General features: G+C 68.4%; 20 protein-coding genes. 11 read left to right on the top strand and 9 right to left on the bottom strand.

What is annotated here, in order from left to right:
• Window positions 1–49: 49 nt before the first annotated feature.
• The 4 genes from OHA18_RS36805 to OHA18_RS36790 all read left to right on the top strand — a co-directional run bounded on the left by OHA18_RS36805 (window position 50) and on the right by OHA18_RS36790 (window position 5,083).
• Window positions 50–1,828 (top strand): ABC transporter substrate-binding protein, encoded by a 1,779-nt coding sequence (locus OHA18_RS36805; protein ID WP_328999992.1) that lies wholly within the window; start codon window positions 50–52, stop codon window positions 1,826–1,828.
• Window positions 1,829–1,929: 101 nt separating this feature from the next.
• Entirely contained in the window at window positions 1,930–2,943 is a 1,014-nt protein-coding gene (locus OHA18_RS36800; RefSeq protein ID WP_328999991.1) for an ABC transporter permease, read from the top strand.
• A 14-nt stretch (window positions 2,944–2,957) separates the two neighbouring features.
• Complete coding sequence (locus tag OHA18_RS36795) at window positions 2,958–4,016, top strand: ABC transporter ATP-binding protein (RefSeq protein WP_329006197.1); 1,059 nt, start codon at window positions 2,958–2,960, stop codon at window positions 4,014–4,016.
• A gap of 11 nt (window positions 4,017–4,027) precedes the next feature.
• Complete coding sequence (locus OHA18_RS36790; protein WP_328999990.1) at window positions 4,028–5,083, top strand: ABC transporter ATP-binding protein; 1,056 nt, start codon at window positions 4,028–4,030, stop codon at window positions 5,081–5,083.
• On the opposite strand, the gene OHA18_RS36785 is transcribed toward OHA18_RS36790, so the two are convergent.
• The 4 genes from OHA18_RS36785 to OHA18_RS36770 are packed head-to-tail and all read right to left on the bottom strand — an operon-like array spanning window position 5,077 to window position 8,865.
• Window positions 5,077–6,252, bottom strand: a complete 1,176-nt coding sequence (locus OHA18_RS36785; protein ID WP_328999989.1) for a hypothetical protein — start codon at window positions 6,250–6,252, stop codon at window positions 5,077–5,079. The two genes, OHA18_RS36790 and OHA18_RS36785, sit on opposite strands and share 7 nt — an antisense overlap.
• A complete protein-coding gene (locus tag OHA18_RS36780; protein ID WP_328999988.1) occupies window positions 6,249–6,743 on the bottom strand; it encodes a SigE family RNA polymerase sigma factor in 495 nt (164 codons plus the stop codon). The genes OHA18_RS36785 and OHA18_RS36780 overlap by 4 nt, the downstream gene beginning before the upstream one ends.
• 20 nt (window positions 6,744–6,763) lie before the next feature.
• Window positions 6,764–7,573: an SGNH/GDSL hydrolase family protein gene (locus OHA18_RS36775; protein WP_328999987.1), complete on the bottom strand. Its 810-nt coding sequence runs from the start codon at window positions 7,571–7,573 to the stop codon at window positions 6,764–6,766.
• A complete protein-coding gene (locus OHA18_RS36770; RefSeq protein WP_328999986.1) occupies window positions 7,570–8,865 on the bottom strand; it encodes an alpha/beta hydrolase in 1,296 nt (431 codons plus the stop codon). Before OHA18_RS36770 ends, OHA18_RS36775 begins: the two co-directional genes overlap by 4 nt.
• 219 nt (window positions 8,866–9,084) lie before the next feature.
• On the opposite strand from OHA18_RS36770, the gene OHA18_RS36765 reads away from it, so the two are divergent.
• The 3 genes from OHA18_RS36765 to OHA18_RS36755 are packed head-to-tail and all read left to right on the top strand — an operon-like array spanning window position 9,085 to window position 13,219.
• Window positions 9,085–9,921 carry an MIP/aquaporin family protein gene (locus OHA18_RS36765; protein ID WP_328999985.1) on the top strand — a complete coding sequence of 279 codons (837 nt, stop codon included), beginning with the start codon at window positions 9,085–9,087 and terminating at the stop codon, window positions 9,919–9,921.
• Between the two features lie 30 nt (window positions 9,922–9,951).
• A complete protein-coding gene (gene glpK / locus OHA18_RS36760) occupies window positions 9,952–11,469 on the top strand; it encodes a glycerol kinase GlpK (protein WP_328999984.1) in 1,518 nt (505 codons plus the stop codon).
• A gap of 37 nt (window positions 11,470–11,506) precedes the next feature.
• Window positions 11,507–13,219, top strand: coding sequence for a glycerol-3-phosphate dehydrogenase/oxidase (locus tag OHA18_RS36755; protein WP_328999983.1), 1,713 nt, complete (start codon window positions 11,507–11,509; stop codon window positions 13,217–13,219).
• A gap of 16 nt (window positions 13,220–13,235) precedes the next feature.
• Here the strand turns inward: OHA18_RS36755 and glpK (OHA18_RS36750) are convergent, their stop codons facing one another.
• The 5 genes from glpK (OHA18_RS36750) to OHA18_RS36730 form a co-directional block, all read right to left on the bottom strand.
• Window positions 13,236–14,753, bottom strand: a complete 1,518-nt coding sequence (gene glpK, locus OHA18_RS36750; protein WP_328999982.1) for a glycerol kinase GlpK — start codon at window positions 14,751–14,753, stop codon at window positions 13,236–13,238.
• A gap of 120 nt (window positions 14,754–14,873) precedes the next feature.
• A complete protein-coding gene (locus OHA18_RS36745) occupies window positions 14,874–15,632 on the bottom strand; it encodes an IclR family transcriptional regulator (protein ID WP_328999981.1) in 759 nt (252 codons plus the stop codon).
• A 59-nt stretch (window positions 15,633–15,691) separates the two neighbouring features.
• Window positions 15,692–18,214, bottom strand: coding sequence for an ABC transporter permease (locus tag OHA18_RS36740; protein WP_328999980.1), 2,523 nt, complete (start codon window positions 18,212–18,214; stop codon window positions 15,692–15,694).
• Window positions 18,214–18,984, bottom strand: a complete 771-nt coding sequence (locus tag OHA18_RS36735) for an ABC transporter ATP-binding protein (RefSeq protein WP_328999979.1) — start codon at window positions 18,982–18,984, stop codon at window positions 18,214–18,216. The genes OHA18_RS36740 and OHA18_RS36735 overlap by 1 nt, the downstream gene beginning before the upstream one ends.
• Before the next feature lie 49 nt (window positions 18,985–19,033).
• The gene (locus OHA18_RS36730) at window positions 19,034–19,921 is read right to left on the bottom strand and encodes a RecB family exonuclease (RefSeq protein ID WP_328999978.1); all 888 of its coding nucleotides are present in this window, start codon (window positions 19,919–19,921) and stop codon (window positions 19,034–19,036) included.
• A 122-nt stretch (window positions 19,922–20,043) separates the two neighbouring features.
• Here OHA18_RS36730 and OHA18_RS36725 point away from each other — a divergent pair, with 122 nt between their 5' ends.
• The 4 genes from OHA18_RS36725 to arc all read left to right on the top strand — a co-directional run bounded on the left by OHA18_RS36725 (window position 20,044) and on the right by arc (window position 24,853).
• Complete coding sequence (locus OHA18_RS36725) at window positions 20,044–20,838, top strand: intradiol ring-cleavage dioxygenase (protein WP_328999977.1); 795 nt, start codon at window positions 20,044–20,046, stop codon at window positions 20,836–20,838.
• Between the two features lie 36 nt (window positions 20,839–20,874).
• On the top strand, window positions 20,875–22,029 hold the full coding sequence (locus tag OHA18_RS36720) for a M50 family metallopeptidase (RefSeq protein ID WP_328999976.1): 1,155 nt from the start codon (window positions 20,875–20,877) through the stop codon (window positions 22,027–22,029).
• Window positions 22,030–22,069: 40 nt separating this feature from the next.
• Window positions 22,070–23,038, top strand: a complete 969-nt coding sequence (locus OHA18_RS36715) for a tRNA (adenine-N1)-methyltransferase (RefSeq protein ID WP_328999975.1) — start codon at window positions 22,070–22,072, stop codon at window positions 23,036–23,038.
• A 69-nt stretch (window positions 23,039–23,107) separates the two neighbouring features.
• Complete coding sequence (gene arc / locus OHA18_RS36710) at window positions 23,108–24,853, top strand: proteasome ATPase (protein WP_328999974.1); 1,746 nt, start codon at window positions 23,108–23,110, stop codon at window positions 24,851–24,853.
• The last annotated feature ends 21 nt before the right edge of the window (window positions 24,854–24,874 follow it).

The raw sequence follows: 24,874 nt of genomic DNA, 5'->3' as shown, positions 1-24,874 counted from the left end.
CATCAACCAGGGAGCCTGGCTCTCAACGATTGAAGGGGTGCAACAAGAGATGAGATGGAATCGCATCACGACGGTCACCGCCGTCAGTGCGGCCGTCGCCTTGAGCCTGGTGGCCTGCGGGGGACCGAAGGCTTCCTCCGGAGGGTCGGGTGGCGGCACAAGCTCGGCAACGCCCGAGTTCGACGCGGCCAACGGGAAGATCTTCAACCCGAGCGACAAAAAGGGCGGCACGCTCCGGATGGCGATCACCGAGAAGTGGGACTCCACTGACCCCGGTGACACCTATTACGGACTGTCCTGGAACCTCGTGCGGAACTACGTCCGCCCGCTGATGACCTTCAAGTCGGCTCCGGGCAAGGAAGGCGGAAAGGTCGTCCCGGACCTCGCCGAGAAGCCGGGCGAGCCGAGCGACAACGCGAAGACCTGGACGTACCACATCCGTAAGGGCATCAAGTTCGAGGACGGCACCGAGGTCAAGGCCAAGGACGTCATGTACGGCGTCGCCCGGTCCCTGGACAAGGCCACGCTGCCGAACGGCCCGACGTACTTCAACGACTTCCTCGAGGGCGTGCCGAAGGACTACAGCGTCGCCAAGGACCCGCAGATGGCGCAGTTGTCCAAGGCAATGACGACGCCGGACGACTACACGATCGTCTTCCACCTGAACAAGACGTTCGCCGGCTTCGACTACTTCGCACAGCTGCCGTCGACCGCGCCGGTCCCGCAGGCCAAGGACAACGGCACGAAGTACCAGTTGCACCCGATCGCGACCGGCCCCTACAAGTTCGAGAGCAACGACGCGAACAAGGGCTTCACCCTGGTCCGCAACGATCAGTACGACCCGTCGACCGACCCGGACTCGGGCCGCAAGGCGCTGCCGGACAAGATCACCGTCGCGTACAACGTGAACGGCGCCGACATCGACAACCGGCTGCAGGCCGGTGACCTCGACGTCGACATCGCCGGTACCGGTGTGCAGGCCGAGACCCAGGCCAAGGTGCTGGCGGACCCGAAGCTGAAGGCGCACACCGACAGCGTGCTGTCGACGCGGCTGAACTTCACCGTGTTCAACAGCCAGGTCAAGCCGTTCGACAACGTGAACTGCCGCAAGGCGGTCCTGTACGCCGCCGACCACGAGGGCTACCAGCGCGCGTACGGCGGTCCGTTCGGCGGCGACATCGCGACGAACCTGATGCCGCCGTCTGTCGCGGGTGCGCAGAAGTTCGACGACTACGGCTTCGAGGCGGACAAGAACGGCAACCCGACGAAGGCGAAGGAAGCGCTGACGGCGTGCGGTATGCCGGCCGGCTTCAGCACCAACATCGCCTACCGTGCGGACCGGCCGAAGGAGAAGGCCGTCGCCGAGTCGCTGCAGCAGTCGCTGGCCAAGGTCGGCATCAAGCTGACGCCGAAGGGCTACCCGACCGGTGACTACACCAAGCTGTACGCCGGCAAGCCGGACTACGCGAAGGCCAACGGCCTGGGCATGATCGTCTACAGCTGGGGTGCGGACTGGCCGGACGGCTTCGGCTTCCTCAGCCAGATCGTGGACAGCCGGGTCATCCGGGCGACCGGTGGTAACACCAACCTGGGCATCCGGATCCCGGAGGTCGACCAGCTCATCGACAAGGCGCTGGCCACCACCGACGACACCGCGCGTAACCAGATCTGGGTGGACGTCGACAAGAAGGTCATGGAGCAGGCCGGCGTACTGCCGGGCGTCTGGGCCAAGGGCCTGCTGTACCGCCCGGACACGCTCGCGAACGTGTTCAGCAACGACGGTCAGAACATGTACGACTACGCCAGCATCGGACTGGCGCAGAAGTAGCCGGCAGTCAGTTGCCCTGACCAACAATCACCAGTAGAGGTAGGTGAAGGCTGAGGGTGGCCGGTGATCAGCGATGATCGCCGGCCACCACGCCGAGCACGGTGTTCGCATATCTTGTCCGCCGGGTGATCGGAGCAGTAATCCTGCTCTTCATCGTCACGGCCGTCACGTTCTCGATCTTCTTCCTCGTTCCGAGACTCGGCGGTGCTACCGCCGACGACCTGGCCGGCCGCTACGTCGGCAAGAGCGCGGGGCAGGAGCAGATCCACAACACGGCGGTCCGGCTCGGCTTCACCGACCCTCTCTACGTGCAGTACGGCCGATTCGTGAAAGGCCTCGTGGTCGGCCAGGACTACAACTACGGCACCGGGACCGAGCGCTGCCCGGCTCCGTGCTTCGGCTACTCGTTCCTGACCCAGCAGCCGGTCTGGCCGGATCTGGTCTCGCGAATACCGGTGACCGCGTCGCTGGCCGGCGGTGCGGCCTTCATCTGGCTCATCACCGGCGTCGGCACCGGTATCGTCTCGGCACTCAGACGTGGGTCGGTGCTGGACCGATCACTCATGTCGGTGGCGCTGGCTGGTGTCTCGTTGCCGATCTTCTTCACCGGCCTGTTGTCGCTGTCGGTCTTCAGCTACGGCCTCGGCTGGACACAGCAGGGCGGTGTCAACCCGCTCGACGAGACAAACCCGTTGTGGTGGGCCTACGACCTGATCCTTCCGTGGGTGACGCTGGCCTTCCTGTACGCCGCGGCGTACGCGCGACTCACCCGGGCCGGCATGCTCGAGACGATGAACGAGGACTACGTCCGGACCGCGCGGGCCAAGGGGCTGACCGAGCGGGACGTGGTGATCAAGCACGGGCTGCGGTCCGCGCTGACGCCGATCCTGACGATCTTCGGCCTCGACCTCGGTCTGCTGATGGGCGGCGCGATCCTGACCGAGACCACGTTCTCGCTGCCGGGCATCGGTCAGTACGCCGTCATCGCCCTGCGCGCCAACGACCTGCCGAAGGTGCTCGGCGTGACCCTGGTGGCCGCGTTCTTCATCGTGCTGGCCAACCTGGTCGTTGACCTGCTGTACGCCGTCGTCGACCCGAGAGTGCGGATCTCGTGACCGAGCCTCAAGACCTGAGCCAGCCGCAGGACACCGTACAGCGGGTTCCACGCGGCGAGGCGTTCCTCGACGTCCGCGACCTGAAGGTGCACTTCCCGACCGACGACGGGGTGGTGAAGTCCGTCGACGGGATCTCGTTCAAGCTCGAGCGCGGTAAGACCCTCGGCATCGTGGGGGAGTCGGGCTCCGGCAAGAGCGTGACGAGTCTGTCGATCATGGGCCTGCACCCGCCGGGTGTGGCCAAGATCAGCGGCGAGATCTTCCTGGACGGCCAGGACCTGGTCTCGGCGAGCCGGGAAGAGGTCCGGTTGATGCGCGGCAAGCGGATGGCGATGATCTTCCAGGATCCGCTGTCCGCGATGCACCCGTTCTACACGGTCGGGCACCAGATCATCGAGGCGTACCGGGTGCACAACCACGTCAGCAAGCAGGTCGCGCGCAAGCATGCGATCGAGATGCTCGACCGGGTCGGCATCCCGCAGCCGGACCGGCGCGTGGACGCGTACCCGCACCAGTTCTCTGGTGGGATGCGGCAGCGCGCGATGATCGCGATGGCGCTGTCCTGCGACCCCGACCTGCTGATCGCCGACGAGCCGACCACGGCCCTCGACGTCACCGTGCAGGCGCAGATCCTGGACCTGATCCGGGACCTGCAGCGCGAGTTCAACTCGGCCGTCGTCATCATCACCCACGACCTCGGCGTGGTCGCCGAGCTGGCCGACGACATCCAGGTGATGTACGCCGGCCGCGCGGTCGAGTACAGCACCGCGGAGGACATCTTCGACCGTCCGCAGCACCCCTACACCTGGGGTCTGCTCGGATCGATGCCGCGGATCGACCGGGAGCGCTCCGAGCGGCTGATCCCGATCAAGGGCACCCCGCCGAGCCTGATCAACGTGCCGAAGGGCTGTGCCTTCAACCCGCGCTGCAACTACGCGCACCTGAACGGCGGCGCCAGCGAGACGGAACGACCGGAACTGCTCGACACCGGCGACGGCCACATGGTCGCCTGCCACCTCTCCCCGCAAGAACGCCAGAAGGCGTGGGAGACCGACATCAAGCCGAAGCTGTGAACGGGACGACTGTGACCACTACTGACGCCGAACCGACTCCCGCCGTCCCCGCGATCGGCGAGGAGATCCTGTCGGTCGAAGGACTCGTCAAGCACTTCCCGATCCGCAAGGGTGTGCTGCAGCGCCAGACCGGTGCGGTCCAGGCGGTCGACGGCCTGAGCTTCAAGGTGACCCGGGGCGAGACGCTGTCGCTGGTGGGTGAGTCCGGCTGCGGCAAGACCACCACCGGCCGCCTGCTCACCCGGCTGCTGGAGCCGACCGCGGGCACCATCGTCTTCGAGGGACGCGACATCAGTCACCTCAGCGAAGGCCAGATGCGACCGCTGCGCCGCGACGTGCAGATGATCTTCCAGGATCCGTACGGTTCGCTGAACCCGCGGCACACGGTCGGCAAGATCGTCGGCGCGCCGTACCACCTGCAGCACGTGAAGACCGAGAACGGCGTGAAGCGGGCCGTGCAGGAGCTGCTCGAGCTGGTCGGTCTGAGCCCGGAGCACTACAACCGGTACCCGCACGAGTTCTCCGGCGGTCAGCGGCAGCGGATCGGGATCGCCCGGACGCTCGCGCTGCGGCCGAAGCTGATCGTCGCCGACGAGCCGGTGTCCGCGCTGGACGTGTCGATCCAGGCCCAGGTGGTGAACCTGCTGGAGGACCTGCAGGAAGAGTTCGACCTGACGTACGTGATGATCGCGCACGACCTGTCCGTCGTGCGGCACGTGTCGGACCGGGTCGCGGTGATGTACCTCGGCAAGATCGTCGAGCTCGCCGACCGCGTCGACCTGTACGAGAAGCCGATGCACCCGTACACGGTCGCGCTGCTGTCGGCGGTCCCCGTGCCGGACACCAAGCGGAAGGCCAAGCAGGAGCGCATCCGGTTGCAGGGCGACGTTCCCAGCCCGATCAAGCCGCCGCCGGCCTGCCGCTTCCACACCCGCTGCTGGAAGGCTCAGGACATCTGCAAGGCCGTCGAGCCGCCGCTGGTCGAGCTGGGCCCCGGCCACCAGACCGCCTGCCACTTCCCGGAGAACCAGGCAACGGACACGCCGGCCGCGAAGACCGATCAGTAGAGGTCGTAGATCGGCGCACCGGTCGGCAGCGCGAACGGCGTCGTACGCGGCGCCGTCGCACTGAAGGTGAAGGTGGAGAACTCCGGCGCGACGACGGTGTGCGCGCCGGTCTCGGCGTTCAGGGTGAGCAGGTCCACGGCCTGTGTCCGGGAGCCTGATTGCACTCCGGCCGCGGTGAAGGTCGTGTCGTCGAGCCACTGACCGAACCTGAACCCCCGATAGGCGGTGCGCGGCAGCGAACCGCCGGTTGCGGCGGTCACGCCGAAGAGCTGGAGGTCCGCCCAGACGGGTTGGATGCCCGGCTGGGCGTCGTTCGGCTGCGTCACAAGGTACGTCGCGCGGGGCGACAGGAACGCCTGCTGCCCGCTGAACGTCGTCCTGGTTCCGCTGGTCAGGGTGGGACCGACCTTCAGGGTATGGCCCATGAGCGGTTGCGAGAGCGGTTGCTGGTAGACCAACTGCCCGGCGACCACGGTGCGGACCGCGATCGGTGACACGTCGGCGATCAGCTCGCCCTTGTTCGTGGGGATGTCCCAGCGGTACAGGCCGTCGAGCGTCCCGAAGTACGCCGTGGTGCCGTCGATCGCGACGATCTCCGGGCCGTAGGCGAGGCTGGCGCCCGGCGGGATCTTGTTGCCGACCGGAGTCCGGACGAGTTCGCGGCCGGCGGCGACGTCGTAGACGACCGATTCGTAGTGGTCGTTGAATCCTTCGCTCCAGGCGACCAAGCTGCCGCTGTGGTCGGCCGTCAGGCTCCACGCACCCTTGCCGAGCCCACGGACCCCGGCGCGGTCGGCGATGTGGATGTTGTTGCCGGCGTCAAGGAACACGAAGCCGGCGTCGGTCTGGACGAAGGCATTGATCCGGTTCGGCGCCACCGGGATGACGTCGGCGCCGTAGTGAATGGTGTTGCCGAGCGCAAAGGTTGCGGCGCGGCGCTCGGTGAACGGCGCGGGGCGGGCCGGTTGCGGGCGCGGCTCGCGGGGCCGGATCAGGGTCGCACCGCCGACAGTGACGGCTGCGGTGGCGACCGCGCCGCCGAGGACGGTCAGGGCACGGCGGCGGGAGATCTGGCGGTTGCCGGTGGCAACGATGGCGTCGAGGTCGAGGGGCGGCGGTTCGGCGCCGTCGGCACGCTCGGCGAGGGTGTCCCGGAGGAGGTCGGTCATTCCGTCATCCCTGCTTTCAGCACGACATCGGACCCGAGGCGGGCCCGGAGTTTCTTGAGTGCGTCCGAGACCTGGCGCTTCACGGTCCCGACGCTGCAGCCCAGTACCTCGGCGGTCTGCGGTTCGGTGAGGTCTTCGTAGTACCGGAGCACCAACGCTGCCCGTTGCCGAGGCGGGAGTTTCTGCAGCTCGTTCCACAGCCAGACTCGTGCGGTCACGTCGTCAGGGTCCGTGGGCCGGTCCGGTACGTCGTCGTTGGGGAGCTCGGCCCGCCACGACTTGCGGCGCCACCAGCCGATCGCGGTCGTGGTGATGACGCGGCGCGTGTACGCCTCGGCGTTGTTCGGGTCGCGCAGGCGGTGCCACCCGACGTACGTCTTGACCAGGGCCTCCTGGAGCAGATCCTCCGCCAGGCCGCGATCGCCGGCCAGCAGGTAGGCGTACCGATAGAGCGCGCCGTGCCGGCTGGTCGCGAAGTCGGCGAAGCTCATCGGTTCCCCCCTCGTTCGATCTACCCTCCCTGACGTTGGGACGCCGGCAAAGGGTTGGGTGTTGCGGCGAGGAGAGTGCGGGCGATCAGGGCATGGCCGGCCGCGTTCGGGTGGTCGCCGTCGGAGGCGAGCAGCCCGGTGATGTCGGTGCTGTCCTCGAACGGGGTGTAGATGTCGACGTACGTCGCGTCGTTGGCGCGGGCCACCGCGGCGATCGCGCCGTTGGTGCGGACCGTGAGCTGGTCGCTGGCGACCCGGCCGCTGGCGGTGTACTGGCGTTTGGCCACGTCCCCGTCCTTGAAGACGTTCCAGTACCCGGTCATCAGGATCGTGGTCGGGAGGTTGGCGCGCAGGACGTGGATGCGGTCGAGGATCCGGTCCAGGTTGACGTTGAGCTGCTCGAACTCGTCGGACACGCAGTCGCCGGTGCACTGCCCGCTGGTGACGTCGTCGTGGTGGTCGCCGAAGTCGTTCGCGCCGATGGTCAGCAGTACGACGCCGGCGGCGGCGGTGGCCTGCTCGGCGGGGGAGTTGCGCTGGTCGAGCAGCTCCAGCAGCCCGTTGGAGTCGATGCCGGCGACACCTAGGTTGTTGACGACGACAGGTGCACCGGAGCGGTCGTGGAGCAGGTCGCCGTACATCTGGGGGAACGCGGCGCAGTCGCAGTTGTGGCCGGAGGTCACCGAGTCGCCGAGGGCGACGACGCGGACCTGACCGGCAACCTGCGGCTGCGGCCGGAGGACTTCGCTGACGGTGTCGGCACTGGTGATCGCGCTGACGAACGTCAGAACGATCAGGCCGATGCCGAGTCGTCGGAGTGTCTGGATCACGCCGTCTTCGTGTGCCTCGCTCCGTGGTGTGGGCTCGCGGGACTCGCGAGCTGGTCCGCCAGCCAAGGATAGGCCGAGGCGAACGCCGGGGCGGCGAACTGCCACACGTGGGTGCCGGGGGAGATCTCGACCCGGGACCAGATCCCGGCCTTGGCGGCGGCCTTCGACAGCTCCTCGGCCTCGTGCTGGTGGCGGAGCTCCTCGGTGCTGGTGAGGAAGAGTCCGTTCACGTTCGTGTACCTCCCGTGGGACTGCATCACGAGCAGCGGTTCGTTGGCCTTCTCGAGCGCCACGTCGCCGCCGTACAGGTCGTGCAGGCTGGCCGCCGGCGTGGTGGTGTACGGCGCGAGGTCGCCGGAGATGTCGATGAAGTGGTCGAACACGTCCGGGTGCTCCACGACCAGGTCGAGCGCGCAGGTGCCGCCCATCGAGAACCCGGCGACGGCCCACTGCCGCGGGTCGTGCGAGGCGCCGAACATCTTCTCGACGAAGTGCGGGATGTCCTGGTCGAGATGGTCCGCCGAGTTCCCGCGCGGGCCGTTGACGCACTCGGTGTCGTTATCGAACCGCTCGGTCGCGTCCACGAAGACGAGGATCGGCGCGTACCCGTGGTGGCGGTGCGCGTACGCATCGGACACCTGTACGGCGTTGCCGAGCCGCACCCAGTCGCCCGGGCCGCCCCGCTCTCCACCGATCAGCTCGACAACGGGCAGCGCCGGCCGGTGGTCACCGTGGAACCAGATCGGCGGCAGGTACACCAGCTCCTGCCGGTGCTTGAAATGGCTGTACGTCGCTGGGATGTTCACCGCGACCAGCCGCCCCGCCGGCGGCAGCTTCGCCGTACCGGCGGTGTGGGCCAGGCCGGACATCGAGACCTGACCTGGCAGCGGCGTGTCGGTCCAGTCGTTCACCGCGGAGTCGATCGTCGGGTAGTACCCCACGAACCGGTTGATCTGGTTCGCGCACACCAGGCCCGCGAGCGCTACCGCGACGACCGCCGTACCCCGCCGCCACCACCGCGCACTCCGCCACCCCGCCGCCAGCACGATCAACGCCACCAGCCCCGCCCCGAACCACAACCACACCGAGAACGGCAGCGGATCATCCAGCCCGAACACCTTGACCCCCGGGTACGCCGCAACCAGCGTCAGCAACGCGGCCCCACCCACCACCAACGGCACCACCCGCCACCGCCACGCCCGATCCCGCCACCCCACAGCCGCAACCAGCACCCCCGCCGCAACCACCTCGAGCCCCACCGGGAACCATCCCCCAAGCAGCGAAACACTCATCCAGCCCCTCCTGAATCCGACAAGACCCACAGGCGAGACGCCGAACCCCGGCGACCGGTTGGCACGTTCCGTTGAGTGAGCAAGAGATTACTGTGTGTCGCAGTCGGGTGGTCGAGGATCGGCGTTCGACAATGTCGAACGGCGGGCGTTGTCACGCCTGGTTATCGCTCCTAGATTCCAGCCAGCCGTGGTCGTCACGGCGGGGAAGGGAGGTTCGGTATGGCTACGACTGAGACGGTCAAAGCGAAGACCCTTCTGGGGGAGTGTTCCGCGGAGTTCGCGGGCACGTTCATCCTGATCCTGTTCGGCTGCGGCGTGGTCGCGCAGGTGGTGGCAGGCGGGATCGGGGACCACGACTCGATCGCGTGGGCCTGGGGTCTCGGCGTGACACTGGGCATTTACGTCGCGGGCCGGATGACCGGCGCGCATCTGAACCCGGCGGTGACGATCGCTCTGGCGGCGTTCCGCGGGTTCAGCTGGAAGAAGGTGCTGCCGTATTCGATCGCGCAGTTCCTCGGGGCGTTCGTGGCGGCGCTCGTGGTTCGCTGGAACTACACCGAGGCACTGAACAAGTTCGACCCCGGGCTCACCCGCAAGAGCCAGATCGTGTTCTCGACGCTGCCGGGCAACGGCAGCACGGACCTCGGGGTCCATCTGTGGGGTGGTTTCCGCGACCAGATCATCGGTACGGCGATCCTGATGCTGCTGATCCTGGCCATCACCGACCTGCGCAACACCGCGCCGGCCGCGAACCTGGCGCCGTTCATCGTCGGCCTCGCGGTGGTCGGCATCGGCATGGCCTGGGGCACCAACGCCGGCTACGCGATCAACCCGGCCCGTGACTTCGGACCGCGGCTGGCCTCGTTCCTGACCGGGTACGGCGGCGCGTTCAAGGACCAGTGGGGAGATGTCTATTTCTGGGTGCCGATCGTGGCACCGATCCTCGGCGCGCTGCTGGGCGCGTTCCTGTACGACCTGCTGGTCGGCCGGAACCTGCCGATCGCCGACGAGGACGAGGAACCGGGGCGGATCCCGGAGGAGAACACGAGCGCATGACACCACCCCTGTGTGAGGAGAGGACTTTCCATGGCTGACTTCGTCGGTGCCGTCGATCAGGGCACCACGAGCACCCGTTTCATGATTTTCGACCACTCCGGCAACGTGAAGGGCATCCACCAGCTGGAGCACGAGCAGATCCTGCCGCAGGCGGGCTGGGTCGAGCACAACCCGGTGGAGATCTGGGAGCGGACCAGCTCGGTGATCCGGACCGCGCTGAACGCGAACAACCTGCAGGCCAGCGACCTGGCGGCGCTCGGCATCACCAACCAGCGCGAGACCGCAGTGGTGTGGAACCGCAAGACCGGGCGTCCGTACTACAACGCGATCGTGTGGCAGGACACCCGGACCGACCGGATCGCCTCCGCGCTGGAGCGTGAAGGCAAGGGCGACGTGATCCGGCAGAAGGCCGGCCTGCCGCCGGCGACGTACTTCTCGGCCGGCAAAGTGCAGTGGATCCTGGAGAACGTCGACGGTGTCCGTGCGGCCGCGGAGGCGGGTGACGCCGTCTTCGGCAACACCGACACCTGGCTGCTGTGGAACCTGACCGGCGGCACCGAAGGCGGCGTACACATCACCGATGTGACGAACGCCAGCCGGACCATGCTGATGAACCTCGAGACCCTCGACTGGGACGACGAGCTGATCAGCTTCTTCAACATCCCGCGGCAGATGCTGCCGGAGATCCGCCCGTCGTCGGACCCGAACACGTACGGCGAGACGCTGGCGAACGGTCCGGTGGGTGGCGTCGTACCGCTGACGGGTGACCTCGGTGACCAGCAGGCGGCGACCGTCGGCCAGGTCTGCTTCAACCCGGGCGAGGCGAAGAACACCTACGGCACCGGTAACTTCATGCTGCTGAACACCGGCACCGAGCTGGTCCGCTCGAAGGCCGGCCTGCTCAGCACGATGTGCTACAAGTTCGGCGACGAGGCGCCGGTCTACGCGCTGGAGGGTTCCATCGCCGTGACCGGGTCCGCGGTGCAGTGGCTGCGCGACCAGCTCGGCATCATCTCCGGCGCGAGTGAGATCGAGACGCTGGCCCGGACCGTCGAGGACAACGGCGGCGTGTACTTCGTGCCCGCGTTCTCGGGGCTGTTCGCGCCGTACTGGCGGTCCGACGCACGCGGGGCGATCGTCGGGCTCTCGCGGTTCAACACCAACGCTCACCTTGCCCGCGCAACACTGGAAGCGATCTGCTACCAGAGCAAGGACGTGTCCGACGCGATGGAGAAGGACTCGGGTGTGACGCTCGACGTTCTCAAGGTCGACGGCGGTGTCACGGCCAACGAGCTGGCCATGCAGATGCAGGCCGACGTACTCGGGGTACCGGTGAGCAAGCCGGTCGTCGCGGAGACCACGGCGCTCGGCGCGGCGTATGCGGCCGGTCTGGCGGTCGGGTTCTGGAAGACCAAGGAAGAGTTGGTGCAGAACTGGAACGAGGACAAGCGGTGGGAGCCGCAGTGGAGCGACGAGCAGCGGGCCAAGGGCTACGCGGGCTGGCAGAAGGCCGTCCAGCGCACCCTTGACTGGGTCGACGTCGACTGATCGAGCACCGGTAACTGAAATCGGAAGGAACAGCACAGTGGGCGTAGTGGCTCTGTCACCGCAAGCGAGGGCCGACGCGATCGCCGCGATGGCCGACGGACGGGAACTGGACGTCCTGGTGATCGGTGGCGGGGTGGTCGGCACCGGGTCGGCGCTCGACGCCGCGACCCGGGGCCTGACGACAGGACTGCTGGAGGCTCGTGACTTCGCGAGCGGCACCTCCAGCCGGTCCAGCAAACTGATCCACGGTGGCCTGCGCTACCTGGAGATGCTCGACTTCCGGCTCGTGCATGAGGCGTTGCAGGAGCGCGGTCTGCTCCTGCAACGCCTGGCACCGCACCTGGTCAAGCCGGTGCCGTTCCTCTACCCGCTCCAGCACCGCTGGTGGGAGCGGTTCTACGCCGGCTCCGGAGTCGCGCTGTACGACGGCATGGCGGTCAGCTCGGGGTACGGCGCCGGCCTGCCGCTCCACCGGCACCTGACCCGCCGCGGTGCGATGCGGTTGGTGCCGTCGCTGAAGAAGTCCGCGCTGATCGGCGCGCTGCAGTACTACGACGCCCAGGTCGACGACGCGCGGCACACGATGGAGCTCGCCCGGACCGCCGCGTCGTACGGCGCGCACGTGGCGAACCGGGTGAAGGTCACCGGTTTCCTGCGGCAGGGCGAGCGAGTCACCGGCGTACAGGCGAAGGACCTGGAGAGCGGCCGCGAGTTCGAGGTCCGCGCCAAGCAGGTCGTCAACGCGACTGGGGTCTGGACCGACGACACCCAGGCGATGGTGGGGGAGCGCGGGCAGTACCACGTCCGCGCCTCGAAGGGCATCCACCTCGTCGTACCGAAGGACCGGATCCAGTCGAGCACGGGGATGATCCTGCGGACCGAGAAGTCGGTGCTGTTCATCATCCCGTGGGGCCGGCACTGGCTGATCGGCACCACGGACACCGACTGGCACCTGGACAAGGCGCATCCGGCCGCGACCAGCAAGGACATCGAGTACCTGCTCGATCACGTCAACGCCGTACTCACCACGCCGCTCACCCGTGAGGACGTCGAGGGCGTGTACGCCGGGCTCCGGCCGCTGCTCGCCGGCGAGTCGGAGAGTACGTCGAAGCTGTCCCGCGAGCACGTCGTCGCGCACGCGGCCCCCGGCCTGGTGGTTGTTGCCGGCGGCAAGTACACGACGTACCGGGTGATGGCCAAGGACGCGATCGACGCGGCGGCGGACGCGCTCGACGGCCGGGTCCCGAAGAGCGTCACGAAGAACATCCCACTGGTCGGCGCCGACGGGTACCACGCGCTGTGGAACCAGCGGCACCTGATCGCGCAGCGCTCCGGCCTGCACGTGGCCCGGATCGAGCACCTGCTGAACCGGTACGGCGCGCTGATCGACGAAGTACTGGCGCTCGTCGAAGAGGACCCGACGCTGGGCGAGCAGCTGCCCGGCACGCAGGACTACCTCAAGGCCGAGATCGTGTACGGCGCCAAGGCCGAGGGTGCACGTCACCTGGACGACATCCTCGCCCGGCGGACCCGGATCTCGATCGAGGCCTGGGACCGCGGCGTCGGCGCGGCCGAGGCAGCGGCCCGGTTGGTCGCCCCGATCCTCGGCTGGGACGAGGCGACGATCGAACGAGAGGTCTCGTTCTACACCAAGCGCGTCCAGTCCGAACGCGACTCCCAGGACCAGCCCGACGACGAGTCCGCCGACAAGGTCCGCCTGGAAGCCCCGGACATCGTCTCGCCGGCGTGACGGACCGCCCCGGGGACTAGAGTTCCTGGTCCTCGGGGCGGATCCAGTTGAAGGTGCGTTGGACAGCGGCCTGCCAGTTCGCGTACTCCGTTTTGCGGCGGGCCGGATCCATGTGGGGCATCCACTGGCCGGCGCGGTGCCAGTTGCTGCGCAGGCCCTCCAGGTCCGGCCAGTACCCGACGGCCAGGCCGGCGGCGTACGCGGCACCGAGGGACACCGTTTCGGTGACCATCGGGCGTACGACGCGAACGTCGAGCAGATCGGCCAGGAACTGCATCAGCAGGTTGTTGGCCGTCATACCTCCGTCGACCTTCAGCGCGGTCAGCGCGATACCGGAGTCGGCGTTCATCGCGTCCACGACCTCGAGGGTCTGGAAGCCGGTGGCTTCGAGGACCGCGCGGGCCAGATGCCCCTTGGTGATGTAGCCGGTCAGGCCGGCGATGACGCCGCGTGCCTCGCTGCGCCAGTGCGGGGCGAACAGCCCCGAGAACGCAGGCACGATGTACGCGCCGCCGTTGTCCTCGACCGTCCGCGCCAGCGTCTCGATCTCGGCCGCGGTGTGGATCATCCCGAGCCCGTCCCGGAACCACTGCACCAGCGACCCGGTCACCGCCATCGATCCTTCCAGCGCGTACGACGCCGGGTGGTTGCCGATCTGGTACGCGACCGTGGTCAGCATCCCGTGCTTGGACCGCACGATCTCCTGCCCGGTGTGCAGCAGCAGGAACGACCCGGTGCCGTACGTGCACTTCGCCTCACCGGCGCTGAAGCAGGTCTGCCCGAACAGCGCGGCCTGCTGATCGCCGAGCGCCGCACCGATCCGTACGCCGGGCAGCACCTCGGTCGCGGTTCCGAACACGCCGGACGACGGCCGGATCTCCGGCAGGATCGCCCGCGGCACGCTGAACGCCTCGAGCAGCCTGTCGTCCCATTCGAGCGTCTCGATGTTCATCAACATCGTCCGGCTCGCGTTGGTCACGTCGGTGGCATGCAGTCCGCCGTTCGCGCCGCCGGTGAAGTTCCAGATCAACCAGCTCTCCATCGTCCCGAACAGGATCTCGCCGCGCTCGGCGCGCTGCCGCAGACCGGGGGTGTGGTCGAGCATCCACCGGATCCGCGGCGCCGAGAAGTACGTCGTCAGCGGGAGACCGCACAGCTCCGCGAACCGGTCCGGGCCCTCGGAGCCGGCCAGTTCGGTGACGAGCCGGTCCGTCCGGGTGTCCTGCCACGTCACCGCGTGCCCGATCGGCCGGCCGGTGATGCGATCCCACAGCAGGCTGGTCTCGCGCTGGTTCGCGATGCCGATGGCAACGATCTGCGACGGCACGGCGCCGATCTGCTTGATCGCGGCCGGCACCACGCGGGTGACGTTGTTCCAGATCTCCCCGGCGTCGTGCTCGACCCAGCCCGGCCGGGGGAACAGCTGGTGATGCTCCCGCTGCGCCACCGACACCAACCGCCCGCGCCGATCGAACAGGATGCACCGCGTCGAGTTCGTCCCCTGATCCACCGCAGCCACATACTGCTCAGCCATCTTCCCGCCCCCCGATCACGCCAACCGCGGATCCCCAGGCCACCACAATGACCGACATCGCCTCGCTCTGAGGCGTAGCCGTCGAGGAGTCGCGCGATTGTGATGGCCTGGGCATCCGGGTCATGCCTCTTCCCGGAGGTCGCGGGCGATGGCTTCCGCGGTGGCGCGGACCATGGTGACCAGGTCGGCGCGGTGGCGTAGGCGGCTGTCGCAGATGCGTTCGACCCGGCCGGCCAGACCGACAGCGCCGACGACCAGGCCGCCGAGTCCGCGGATCGGCGCGGCGATGCTCGCCAGCTCGACCGTGTGTTCCTCGAACTCGCTCGCCCAGCCACGGGCGCGCACCGCCGCGAGCTCCTCGGCCAGCCGGGACGGGTCGGTGATCGTCCGGGTCGTGTACGCCTCTAGGACCCGTGGCCGGGAGGCGCCGCTGGCGTCGTACGCGAGCACAGCCTTGCCGAGAGCGGTCGCATGCGGCGGCAGCGTCGTACCGACATCGAGGTCCTGGTCGCTGTCGTCGGGCCGGAAGACGTGGTGGACGACCACGACCTTGCCCTCGACCAGACGGCCGACGCGAACGACCTCGCCGCTGCGGGACGCCAGCGAGTCGGCCCAGTTGATCGCGCGGCTGCGGAGCTCGTTCGGGTCGAGGTAGCTCTCGCCGAGCCGGCCGAACGCGTCGCTCAGGTGGTAGTGCGCGCCGCTGTGGTCCTGCTCGACGAAACCGACCTGATGGAGGGTCCGGAGGATGCCGTGCACGGTCGTCTTCGCCAGCCCGAGCGCATTGCCGAGCTCGGCGACTCCCAGCCCGTCGGGCGCGGCGGCGAGGAGTCGCAGCACCGCCGCGGCCCGCTCGATCGACTGCACAGTCCCCGGCACACCGGCAGGCTACCTGTGAATCACTGGCCTGGCTTCACCTCAGGAGTGCACCGCAGTCATCACTCCGCGGCGATCGCCCCGAGCACATTCAGGCGGGCTGCACGGCGTGACGGCCAGACCGCAGCCAGTACTCCGAACAGGACAGCAGCGGCCGCCGCGCCGAGCAGTTGGAGCACCGGGATGTCCCGCACATTGAGGCCGTCGTTGACCATTGCCGACTGGATCGCGGACGCGACCCCCACGCCGAGCGCCAGGCCGAGCAGCGATCCGAGCATCGTGATCCCGATCGACTCGACCCGGAGCATCCGGCTCAGCTGCGGCCGGTCCATCCCGACCGCCCGCAGCAGACCGATCTCCCGGGTCCGCTCGACCACACCGAGTCCGAGTGTGTTCACGATGCCGAGCAGTGCGATCAGGACCGCGAGCACGAGCAGGAACCCGACGGCGCCCAGGACGCCGTTCACAGGCACCCGCGCCGCGGCGGCGTACGCCTGCTGGTCGCGGACCTGGATGGACGGGTAGTCCTTGGCCAGCGCGCCGAGGATGCCGGCCCGGACCTGGCCCACCTCGTTGCCGTCAGCAACATCGACGTACAGCAGGGTGTCGGTCGTCGCGCCGCCGATCGACTGGTACGTCGGCAGCGACACGATCACCGCGTTGAGCTGCCGGTTCGGTGCGACGATGCCGCCGACCGTGAGCTTGTGCTTGCCGGTCGAGGTGGTCACGTCGAAGGTCTTGCCGACGCTCAGGCCGAGGGTCGTGGCGAGGTTGCGGGGGAGGAGTGCCTGGCCAGAGCCGAGCGCGGCCGCGGAGCCTTTGTCGAACGTCGTGCTGATCGGGCCGTCCAGGGTGCCGTCGCTGATCCCGGTGACCTGGACGTTCGTCTTGCCGACCTGGCCGGTCTCCTGCCGGACCCGGTGCACGGACCGGACGCCGGGGATCTTCGCGGTCCGGTCGCCGACCTGCGTGCTGAAGCTCGGCGTGCCGTTGGAGGTGATGAGGATCTGGGAGCTGCCGAGCGCGTCGGCGATGTTCTGGTTGATCGAGGCCTTCGCCGAGGCGGCGATCACCATCAGGCCGCTGATCAGCGAGACCGAGATCATCAGCGCGGACGCGGTCGCCGCCGTACGGCGCGGGTTCCGCTCGGCGTTGCGGCGGCCGAGGGTGACCGGCGCCTTGCGGCCGAACGGGTACATCAGCGCGCGGACGACGTACCGGCTGAGGAGCGGACTGAGCATCACGATGCCGATGGTCGCGATGCCGGCGCCGAGAACGATCAGGACGACGCCGGGCAGGCCGCCGACGTTCAGACCGGTGGCGAACAGCAGGACCGCCGTCAGCAGGACGAAGCCGCCGATCAGGAGGCGGGTGAGCAGTGAGCGTTCCGGTGCGGCGACGTCGTCGCGCAGGGCGGCAATCGGTGGGAGCTTTCCGGCCCGACGGGCGGCGGGGGCCGCGGCGGCGACCGTCACACCGATCCCGATGATGTAGCAGGTGATGACCGTGGTCGGGGTGACCTGCAGTGAGGCGGTCGGGATGCGCAGGTCGAGGGCCTGGTAGGTGTAGCGGATCGCGACGGCGACGCCGATGCCGATCAACAGGCCCAGGGTGGAGCCGAGGAAACCGATCACGATGCTCTCGACGACGACCGAGCTCGTGACCTGGCCGCGGGACGCGCCGATCGCCCGCAGCATCGCGAGCTCGCGGGACCGTTGCGCGACGACCATCGCGAACGTGTTGACGATCAGGAAGGTGCCGACGAACAGCGCGAGGCAGGCGAACAGCACCAGCACGGTGCTGAAGCCGCCGAAGGTCCGGTCCAGGTCGTGCTCGCCGTCGGCCGTGACCTGCTTCGCCGTCCGGACCTTGACGGAGCTGCCGATGGCCGTGGTGATCGCCTTGCTGACCGTGTCGGGGTCGGAGCCCTGCTGGACCGCGACGCTGATCGAGGTCCAGCCCGCCTTGCCGAGCAGCAGGCGCTGAGCGGTCGCGCCGTCGAAGGTGACCAGCGGCGCACCGGCCGCGGCGCCGGCGGCAGCGGGGGTGGTGGTTCCGGTCAGCGTCGCCGTGACGGCCTGGGTCGGCGTGACGATCTTGACCTGGTCGCCGACCTCGTAGCCCGCGCGACTGGCCGTCGACTCGTCGAGCGCCAGTTGGCTGCCGCCGAAGGGTTGGGTGCCGTCGACCAGCTTGAACGGCGCGGCGCCAGGATCCCGCGGCCAGGCGGCCCCGAAGCTGGTCAGGCCGTAGTTCTCGACCAGCTTGCCGTCCGGCCCGAGGATCTGGATGTCACTGACCATGAGCTGCGGGATCGCGCTCGCGACCCCCGGTACGGCGGCGATGCGGTCAGCGACCTCGACCTGGAAGCTCGCGGGGCGGTCGGTGCCGGTCTCGATCGGGGACGACGGCGTGACGGTGATGTCCGCCGTACTGACCGCGAAGTTCTTCTTCAGCGCGTGCGAGAGGGTCCCGGTGAAGACCATCGCACCACCGGCGAACGCGACGCCGAGCGTGACGGCGAGCGTGCACAGGACGAACCGGAGCCGGTGCGCGAGGACCGAGCGGAGGCCGAGCTTGAACATCAGCCGGCCAGGTTGCCGGCGGGCTGGTCGACCGCGGCCGTCTCGAGCTTCTTCATCGCATCGAGCACCGACTCGGCGGTCGGGTCGAGCAGCTCGGACTGCAGCGTGCCGTCGGCCAGGAACAGGACCCGGTCGGCGTACGCCGCGGCGCTCGGGTCGTGGGTGACCATCACGACGGTCTGGTTGAAGTCCCGGACCGAGCGGTGCAGGAAGTCGAGGACGTCCGCGGAGGAACGCGAGTCGAGGTTGCCGGTCGGCTCGTCGGCGAACACCACGTCCGGGCGGGAGACCAGAGCGCGGGCACAGGCGACGCGCTGCTGCTGACCGCCGGACAGCTCGGACGGCTTGTGGCCCAGCCGGTCGGCGAGACCGATCGAGTCGATCACCGTGGTCAGCCACTCCTGGTCGGGTTTACGGCCGGCCAGGTCGAGGGGCAGCGTGATGTTCTCCAGCGCGGTCAGAGTCGGGACCAGGTTGAACGCCTGGAACACGAACCCGATCCGATCCCGGCGCAGGTGCGTGAGCTGCTTCTCGGGCAGCGTGGTCAGGTCCACGTCGCCGAGCAACACCTTGCCGTCCGAGGGCTTGTCCAGCCCGGCGAGACAGTGCAGCAACGTCGACTTCCCGGAGCCGGACGGCCCCATGATCGCGGTGAACCGGCCGGTCCCGAAGTCCGCGCTCACGTCGGCCAACGCATCCACCTGCGTCTGCCCCCCGCCGTACACCTTCCACACCCCGACCGCCCGAACCGCCACATCAGCCACGCTCATGCGACGAACCGTATCGATCCAGGGTTCCTTCGGCGGGGTGGAGGTGGGATCAGCCGTCGACCGTGATGAGGTCGATGCCTGCTGATTCGGCGGCTACCTCTTCGACCGAGCGGGTCGGGAGGGGTGGGGGTGTGCCGCCCCAGGCGGGGCAGATGGGCTTGTGGTCGCACCAGTCGCAGAGCGGGCCCGGGCTGGGGCGCCAGTCGCCGGAGTCGAGCGCGCGGGTGATCGCGATCCAGAGCGCGGAGACCTTGCGCTCGCAGGCGCGGAGGTCGGCCTCGTCGGGGCTGTAGCGGACGATCTCGCCGTTGCCCAGATACACCAGCTGGAGCATGGCCGGGACGACACCGCGCAGCTTCCACAGCACGAGCGCGTAGAACTTCATCTGGAACAGCGCCTTGGCCTCGAAGAACTCCGACGGCGAGCGACCAGTCTTGTAGTCGACGACCCGGATCTCACCGGTCGGCGCGACGTCGAGCCGGTCGACGTAGCCCCGCAGCACCAGACCGGAGTCCAGGGCGGTCTCGACGTACAGCTCGCGCTCGGCGGGCTCCAGCGCATTCGGGTCTTCGAGGGTGAAGTACTTCCCGAGCAGCTGGTGGGCCTCGGCCAGCCACTTCGCCAGCTCATCGCCGCTCGCGTCCTCCGCGAACAGCTCGGCGACCTCGGGCTCCTCCTCGAGCACGCGCTGCCACTGCGGCTCCAGCATCTCCGCGGCCTGCTCCAGCGTCCGCTGACCGCGCGGCAGGTCGAAGAGGCGCTCCAGCACGGCATGCACCACAGTGCCGCGCACGGCCGCGGCCGACGGCTTCTCCGGCAGCCGGTCCACCACGCGGAACCGATACTTCAGCGGGCAGCTCATGAAGTCCGCGGCCCGGGACGGCGACAACGCCCCACGCGGATGCACCTGCGGATCGGTAGCTGCTGCAACGCTCATACCGAAACCCTAGGCACAACTACCGACACTTCGCGCGCACCCCACCCCGCGCCTGTGGAAAACCCAGCAAACTGCCAGCCGGCTTTCGGCTGACCATCGGCTGCGCGCGTCACCCTGGACGCATGACGCGTCAGCCTCCGCCGAACCACGACCGCGGGCTCGGGTACGACCTCGCCACCCTCCACCGCCGACGCTTCCTCGGCTTGGTCGCCGGCGCGGGTCTGGTCGCCGTCACCGGGTGCTCAGACACGGACACGCCTGCCACCCCGGCCGCCGGTACCACGTCCTCCGTCGTCGACGAGATCCCGCAGGAGACGGGAGGCCCGTTTCCGGGCGACGGCTCCAACGGGCCGAACGTCCTCGCCCAGTCCGGCATCGTCCGCAAGGACCTCACCAAGTCCTTCGGTACGGCGACGGGCCAGGCAGCCGGCGTACCGCTCTCGGTCGAGCTCACCGTCCTCGATGCCTCGAAAGACACCCCGCTCGAGGGCGCCGCGATCTACCTGTGGCACTGCGACGCCCAGGGGCGCTATTCCTTGTACTCCGACGGCGTGACCGAGGAGAACTACCTCCGCGGCGTCCAGTCCGCCGACACGGCCGGCAAGGTCACCTTCACGACGATCTTCCCCGCCGCGTACCAAGGCCGCTGGCCGCACATCCATTTCGAGGTCTACCCGAGCGTCGACGAGGCGACCAGGTCCGGGCAGATCACCCGCACCTCGCAGCTCGCCCTGCCGAAGGACGTCTGCGCGACCGTCTACGGCACCGACGGGTACGACGGAAGCGCCGAGAACCTGAGCCGGACGTCGCTGGAGGACGACAACGTGTTCGGCGACGACGACGGCGTACACCAGCTGGCCACGGTCACCGGAGATGTCGATCGGGGATACATCGCCACCCTTACGGTGGGTGTGTAGCACGGAGTTACCGAAGGCAAAGTAGCGTTGGGCCTGATGTCAGACTCGCGCGATCCCCAGAACCCCGCCCAGCCGGCCGGTCCACCACCGCCCGGCACGTGGGTGCTCGGTCGTATCCGCGGGATCCGGCTCACCATGCGCTTCACCTGGCTCCCGGTGGCGATGCTGCTGGCGGTCGGCTTCGCCGCGATCATCGGGCAGCAGTTCCCGGAGCTCGGCGGCTGGCGCTACGCCGCGGCGTTCGCGTTCGTGGTGGCGTTCACGCTGTCGATCCTGGTCCACGAGCTGGCGCACGCGCTGATGGCGATGCGGTTCGGCATCGGCGTCTCGGAGATCAATCTCGGCTTCTTCGCGGCCGGCACGCACATCGAGGGCGAGCGGAAGTCACCGCTGGAGGAGTTCGCCGTCTCGGTGGTCGGCCCGGTCGCGTCGCTGATCGTCGGCGGGCTGGCCTACTTCGGGTCCCGCGCCTTCGACGAGGGCGTCGGGTACGTCGCCCTGTGGGAGCTCGGCGTCGCGAACCTGATCGTCGGCGTCACCAACCTGCTGCCGGGTCTGCCGCTGGACGGCGGCTGGGTGTTGCGGGCGATCGTCTGGAAGTTCACCGGCAACATGCACACCGGCACGATCGTGGCCGCCTGGGCCGGCCGCGCCCTCGCGATCTCGGTGCTGGCGGGGCCGGTGCTGCTCGAGGAGATCTGGGGCTGGCAGCCGTCGATCGTCGACTTCGTCATCGCGCTGCTGATCGGCTTCTTCCTCTGGACCGGCTCGACCGCGTCGCTGATGCAGGCCCGGTTGCGGCGCAAGCTGCCCGCGCTCCAGGTCCGGACACTGGCCCGCCGCGCCGTCGCCGTCCATTCCGGTACGCCGATCTCCGAGGCGGTCCGGCTGGCCGGTCAGACCCAGGCCGGCGCGGTCGTGGTGATCGACGGCGAGGGCAAACCGCACGCACTGGTATCGGAGTCCGCAGTCGCCGCCGTCGCCCCGAACCAGCGCCCGTGGACCACGGTGAGCGAGGTCTCCTCCGCCATCGGCGCGGGCCACATCATCGGCGTCAACGACACCGGCGAAGAGATCCTCGCCACCTTGCGTGAACACCCCGCCTCGGAGTACCTCGTCCTCGACGCGGGCGGCGCCGTGTACGGCGTGCTCGCCACGGCCGACGTGGAACGCGCGTTCCGCTCGCGCTGATTACTCGGTTGCGGTGACCGAAAGTTAAGGTGAGCGCCTTATGGCTGACTTGCGTGACTTTCCCGACCAGGCGTACTCCGGGGTCCACCACGGGCCGTTGCAGGAGGGCGAGTGGATCACCCTGCAGGACTCGAAGGGCCGCCGGCACTCGGTCAACCTGGAGCGCGGGAAGATCTTCCACACCACCAAGGGCGGAATCGCGCACGACGAGCTGATCGACGGCCCCGATGCCGTGGTGATCAGGTCCAAGGGCGGCGTCGAGTACCTGGCGTTGCGGCCGCTGATGGCCGACTACTCGGTGTCGATGCCGCGTGGTGCCGCGGTGATCTACCCGAAGGACACCGCGCAGATCGTGACCATGGCCGACATCTTCCCCGGCGCCAAGGTGGTCGAAGCCGGCGCCGGTTCCGGTGCGCTGACCACAGCGCTGCTGCGGGCGGTCGGGATCCACGGACAGGTGATCTCGTTCGAGCGCCGGGAGGACTTCGCCGAGGTCGCGCGGAAGAACGTCACCGGTTTCTTCGGCGGCGAGCACCCGGCATGGCGGCTCGAGGTCGGCGACCTGGTCGAGAAGCTGAACGAGCAGAACGTGGACCGCGTCGTACTCGACATGCTGGCGCCGTGGGAGTGCGTTGACGCCGTCGCTGAGGCACTTTCACCCGGTGGTGTGTTCTGTGCCTATGTGGCCACCACGACGCAGCTGAGCCGCTTTGTGGAGACGCTGAGGGCACACGGCGAGTTCACTGAGCCGCGCGCGTGGGAGTCACTCGTGCGAGACTGGCATGTAGAAGGCCTTGCGGTTCGTCCGGGCCACCGGATGCAAGGTCACACCGCCTTCCTGGTCACAGCACGAAGGATGGCGCACGGGGTGCAGGCACCCCGGAAGAAGCGACGCCCGGCGCCTGGTGCGTACGGCGACGATTACCTCGGGCCCCGACGCGTAGAGGCTCGTGCGGAATCAACTGGCGACATGCCGAAGGCAACTGATTCATCCGCAACCGACACGTGATGGGATTCAGCTTGCCCGGCGAGGTTTTCTGGGTAAGGTCCATAGGGTCGAGCCCCACATGGTGAGGTGATGATCGTGGCTGGAGACGAGAGTCCTACCGCGGCAGAACTGCGTAACCAGGTCCGGTACCTGGAAGCCGAAGTCGCGGCGTTGCGACGTCGGCTGCTCGAGCACCCGGCAGACAGCCGGTCGCTCGAGAGCAGGCTGTCCGAAACACAGGCCTCCTTGGCGAGTGTCACCGCTCAGAACGAGCGGCTGGCCGACACGCTGCGGGAGGCGCGAGAGAAGATCATCGCCCTGAAGGAGGAAGTCGACCGGCTGGCGCAACCGCCGTCCGGATTCGGCACCTTCCTCGGACGTAATGAAGATGACACGCTGGACGTGTTCACCGGCGGCCGGAAACTCCGGGTCGCGGCGAGCCCGTCGGTGGACCTGGACGCGCTCCGGCTCGGCCAGGAACTGATGCTGAACGAAGCACTCAACGTGGTCGAGGCCTGCGAGTTCGAGGTCGTCGGCGACGTGGTGATGCTGAAGGAGCTGCTCGCCGACGGCGAGCGGGCGCTGGTCATCGCGCAGGCCGACGAGGAGCGGGTGGTGCGGCTCGCCTCACCGCTGCTCGACATCGCCCTGCGGTCCGGCGACTCGCTGCTGCTCGAGCCCCGCTCCGGGTATGTCTACGAGAAGATCCCGAAGTCCGAGGTCGAGGAGCTGGTGCTCGAAGAGGTCCCGGACATCGACTACACCCAGATCGGCGGCCTGGCCGGCCAGATCGAGGCCATCCGGGACGCGGTCGAGCTGCCGTACCTGCACAAGGACCTGTTCCTGGAGCACGAGCTCAAGCCGCCGAAGGGCGTGCTGCTCTACGGCCCGCCCGGCTGCGGCAAGACACTGATCGCGAAAGCGGTGGCGAACTCGCTGGCCAAGAAGGTCGCCGAGCGGACCGGGGTGGCCGAGCAGAAGTCGTTCTTCCTCAACATCAAGGGTCCCGAGCTGCTGAACAAGTACGTCGGTGAGACCGAGCGGCACATCCGCCTGGTCTTCCAGCGGGCCCGGGAGAAGGCCTCCGAAGGCATGCCGGTGATCGTGTTCTTCGACGAGATGGACTCGCTGTTCCGCACCCGCGGATCCGGTGTGTCGTCCGACGTGGAGAACACCATCGTCCCGCAGCTGCTGAGCGAGATCGACGGTGTCGAGGGCCTGGAGAACGTCCTGGTCATCGGCGCCTCCAACCGCGAGGACATGATCGACCCGGCGATCCTGCGGCCCGGCCGGCTGGACGTGAAGATCAAGATCGAGCGCCCCGACGCGGAGGCGGCGCGGGACATCTTCTCGAAGTACCTGACCAGTGGGCTGCCGCTGCACGTCGACGACCTCGGCGAGTTCGGTGGCGACCGGCAGGCGTGCGTGGACGGCATGATCCAGCGCACGGTCGAGCGGATGTACACCGAGGCCGACGAGAACCGCTTCCTCGAGGTCACCTACGCCAACGGTGACAAGGAGGTCCTGTACTTCAAGGACTTCAACTCGGGCGCGATGATCCAGAACATCGTCGACCGGGCGAAGAAGATGGCGATCAAGGCCTTCCTGGACGAGAACCAGAAGGGCCTGCGGGTGCAGCACCTGCTCCAGGCCTGCGTGGACGAGTTCAAGGAGAACGAGGACCTGCCGAACACCACCAACCCGGACGACTGGGCCCGCATCTCCGGCAAGAAGGGCGAGCGGATCGTCTACATCCGCACGCTCATCTCCGGCAAGCAGGGCACCGAGCCCGGCCGCTCCATCGACACCGCAACCAACACCGGTCAGTACCTGTAGCACGCCGTACGCGAACCGCCC

This window comes from Kribbella sp. NBC_00709 (genome assembly GCF_036226565.1).
In the GTDB taxonomy this organism is placed as follows: domain Bacteria; phylum Actinomycetota; class Actinomycetes; order Propionibacteriales; family Kribbellaceae; genus Kribbella.
Note: the sequence above shows the minus strand (reverse complement) of the source record. Positions and strands in the feature narration are given on the sequence as shown.

What these genes read in the sequence shown, in the direction of transcription:
- OHA18_RS36805 (WP_328999992.1), top strand. Translation starts at nt 50, where the DNA reads ATGAGATGGAATCGCATCACGACGGTCACCGCCGTCAGTGCGGCCGTC.
- OHA18_RS36785 (WP_328999989.1), bottom strand. Translation starts at nt 6,252, where the DNA reads ATGACCGACCTCCTCCGGGACACCCTCGCCGAGCGTGCCGACGGCGCC.
- OHA18_RS36780 (WP_328999988.1), bottom strand. Translation starts at nt 6,743, where the DNA reads ATGAGCTTCGCCGACTTCGCGACCAGCCGGCACGGCGCGCTCTATCGG.
- OHA18_RS36770 (WP_328999986.1), bottom strand. Translation starts at nt 8,865, where the DNA reads ATGAGTGTTTCGCTGCTTGGGGGATGGTTCCCGGTGGGGCTCGAGGTG.
- OHA18_RS36765 (WP_328999985.1), top strand. Translation starts at nt 9,085, where the DNA reads ATGGCTACGACTGAGACGGTCAAAGCGAAGACCCTTCTGGGGGAGTGT.
- glpK (WP_328999984.1), top strand. Translation starts at nt 9,952, where the DNA reads ATGGCTGACTTCGTCGGTGCCGTCGATCAGGGCACCACGAGCACCCGT.
- glpK (WP_328999982.1), bottom strand. Translation starts at nt 14,753, where the DNA reads ATGGCTGAGCAGTATGTGGCTGCGGTGGATCAGGGGACGAACTCGACG.
- OHA18_RS36740 (WP_328999980.1), bottom strand. Translation starts at nt 18,214, where the DNA reads ATGTTCAAGCTCGGCCTCCGCTCGGTCCTCGCGCACCGGCTCCGGTTC.
- OHA18_RS36735 (WP_328999979.1), bottom strand. Translation starts at nt 18,984, where the DNA reads ATGAGCGTGGCTGATGTGGCGGTTCGGGCGGTCGGGGTGTGGAAGGTG.
- OHA18_RS36730 (WP_328999978.1), bottom strand. Translation starts at nt 19,921, where the DNA reads ATGAGCGTTGCAGCAGCTACCGATCCGCAGGTGCATCCGCGTGGGGCG.
- OHA18_RS36725 (WP_328999977.1), top strand. Translation starts at nt 20,044, where the DNA reads ATGACGCGTCAGCCTCCGCCGAACCACGACCGCGGGCTCGGGTACGAC.
- OHA18_RS36720 (WP_328999976.1), top strand. Translation starts at nt 20,875, where the DNA reads ATGTCAGACTCGCGCGATCCCCAGAACCCCGCCCAGCCGGCCGGTCCA.
- OHA18_RS36715 (WP_328999975.1), top strand. Translation starts at nt 22,070, where the DNA reads ATGGCTGACTTGCGTGACTTTCCCGACCAGGCGTACTCCGGGGTCCAC.
- arc (WP_328999974.1), top strand. Translation starts at nt 23,108, where the DNA reads ATGATCGTGGCTGGAGACGAGAGTCCTACCGCGGCAGAACTGCGTAAC.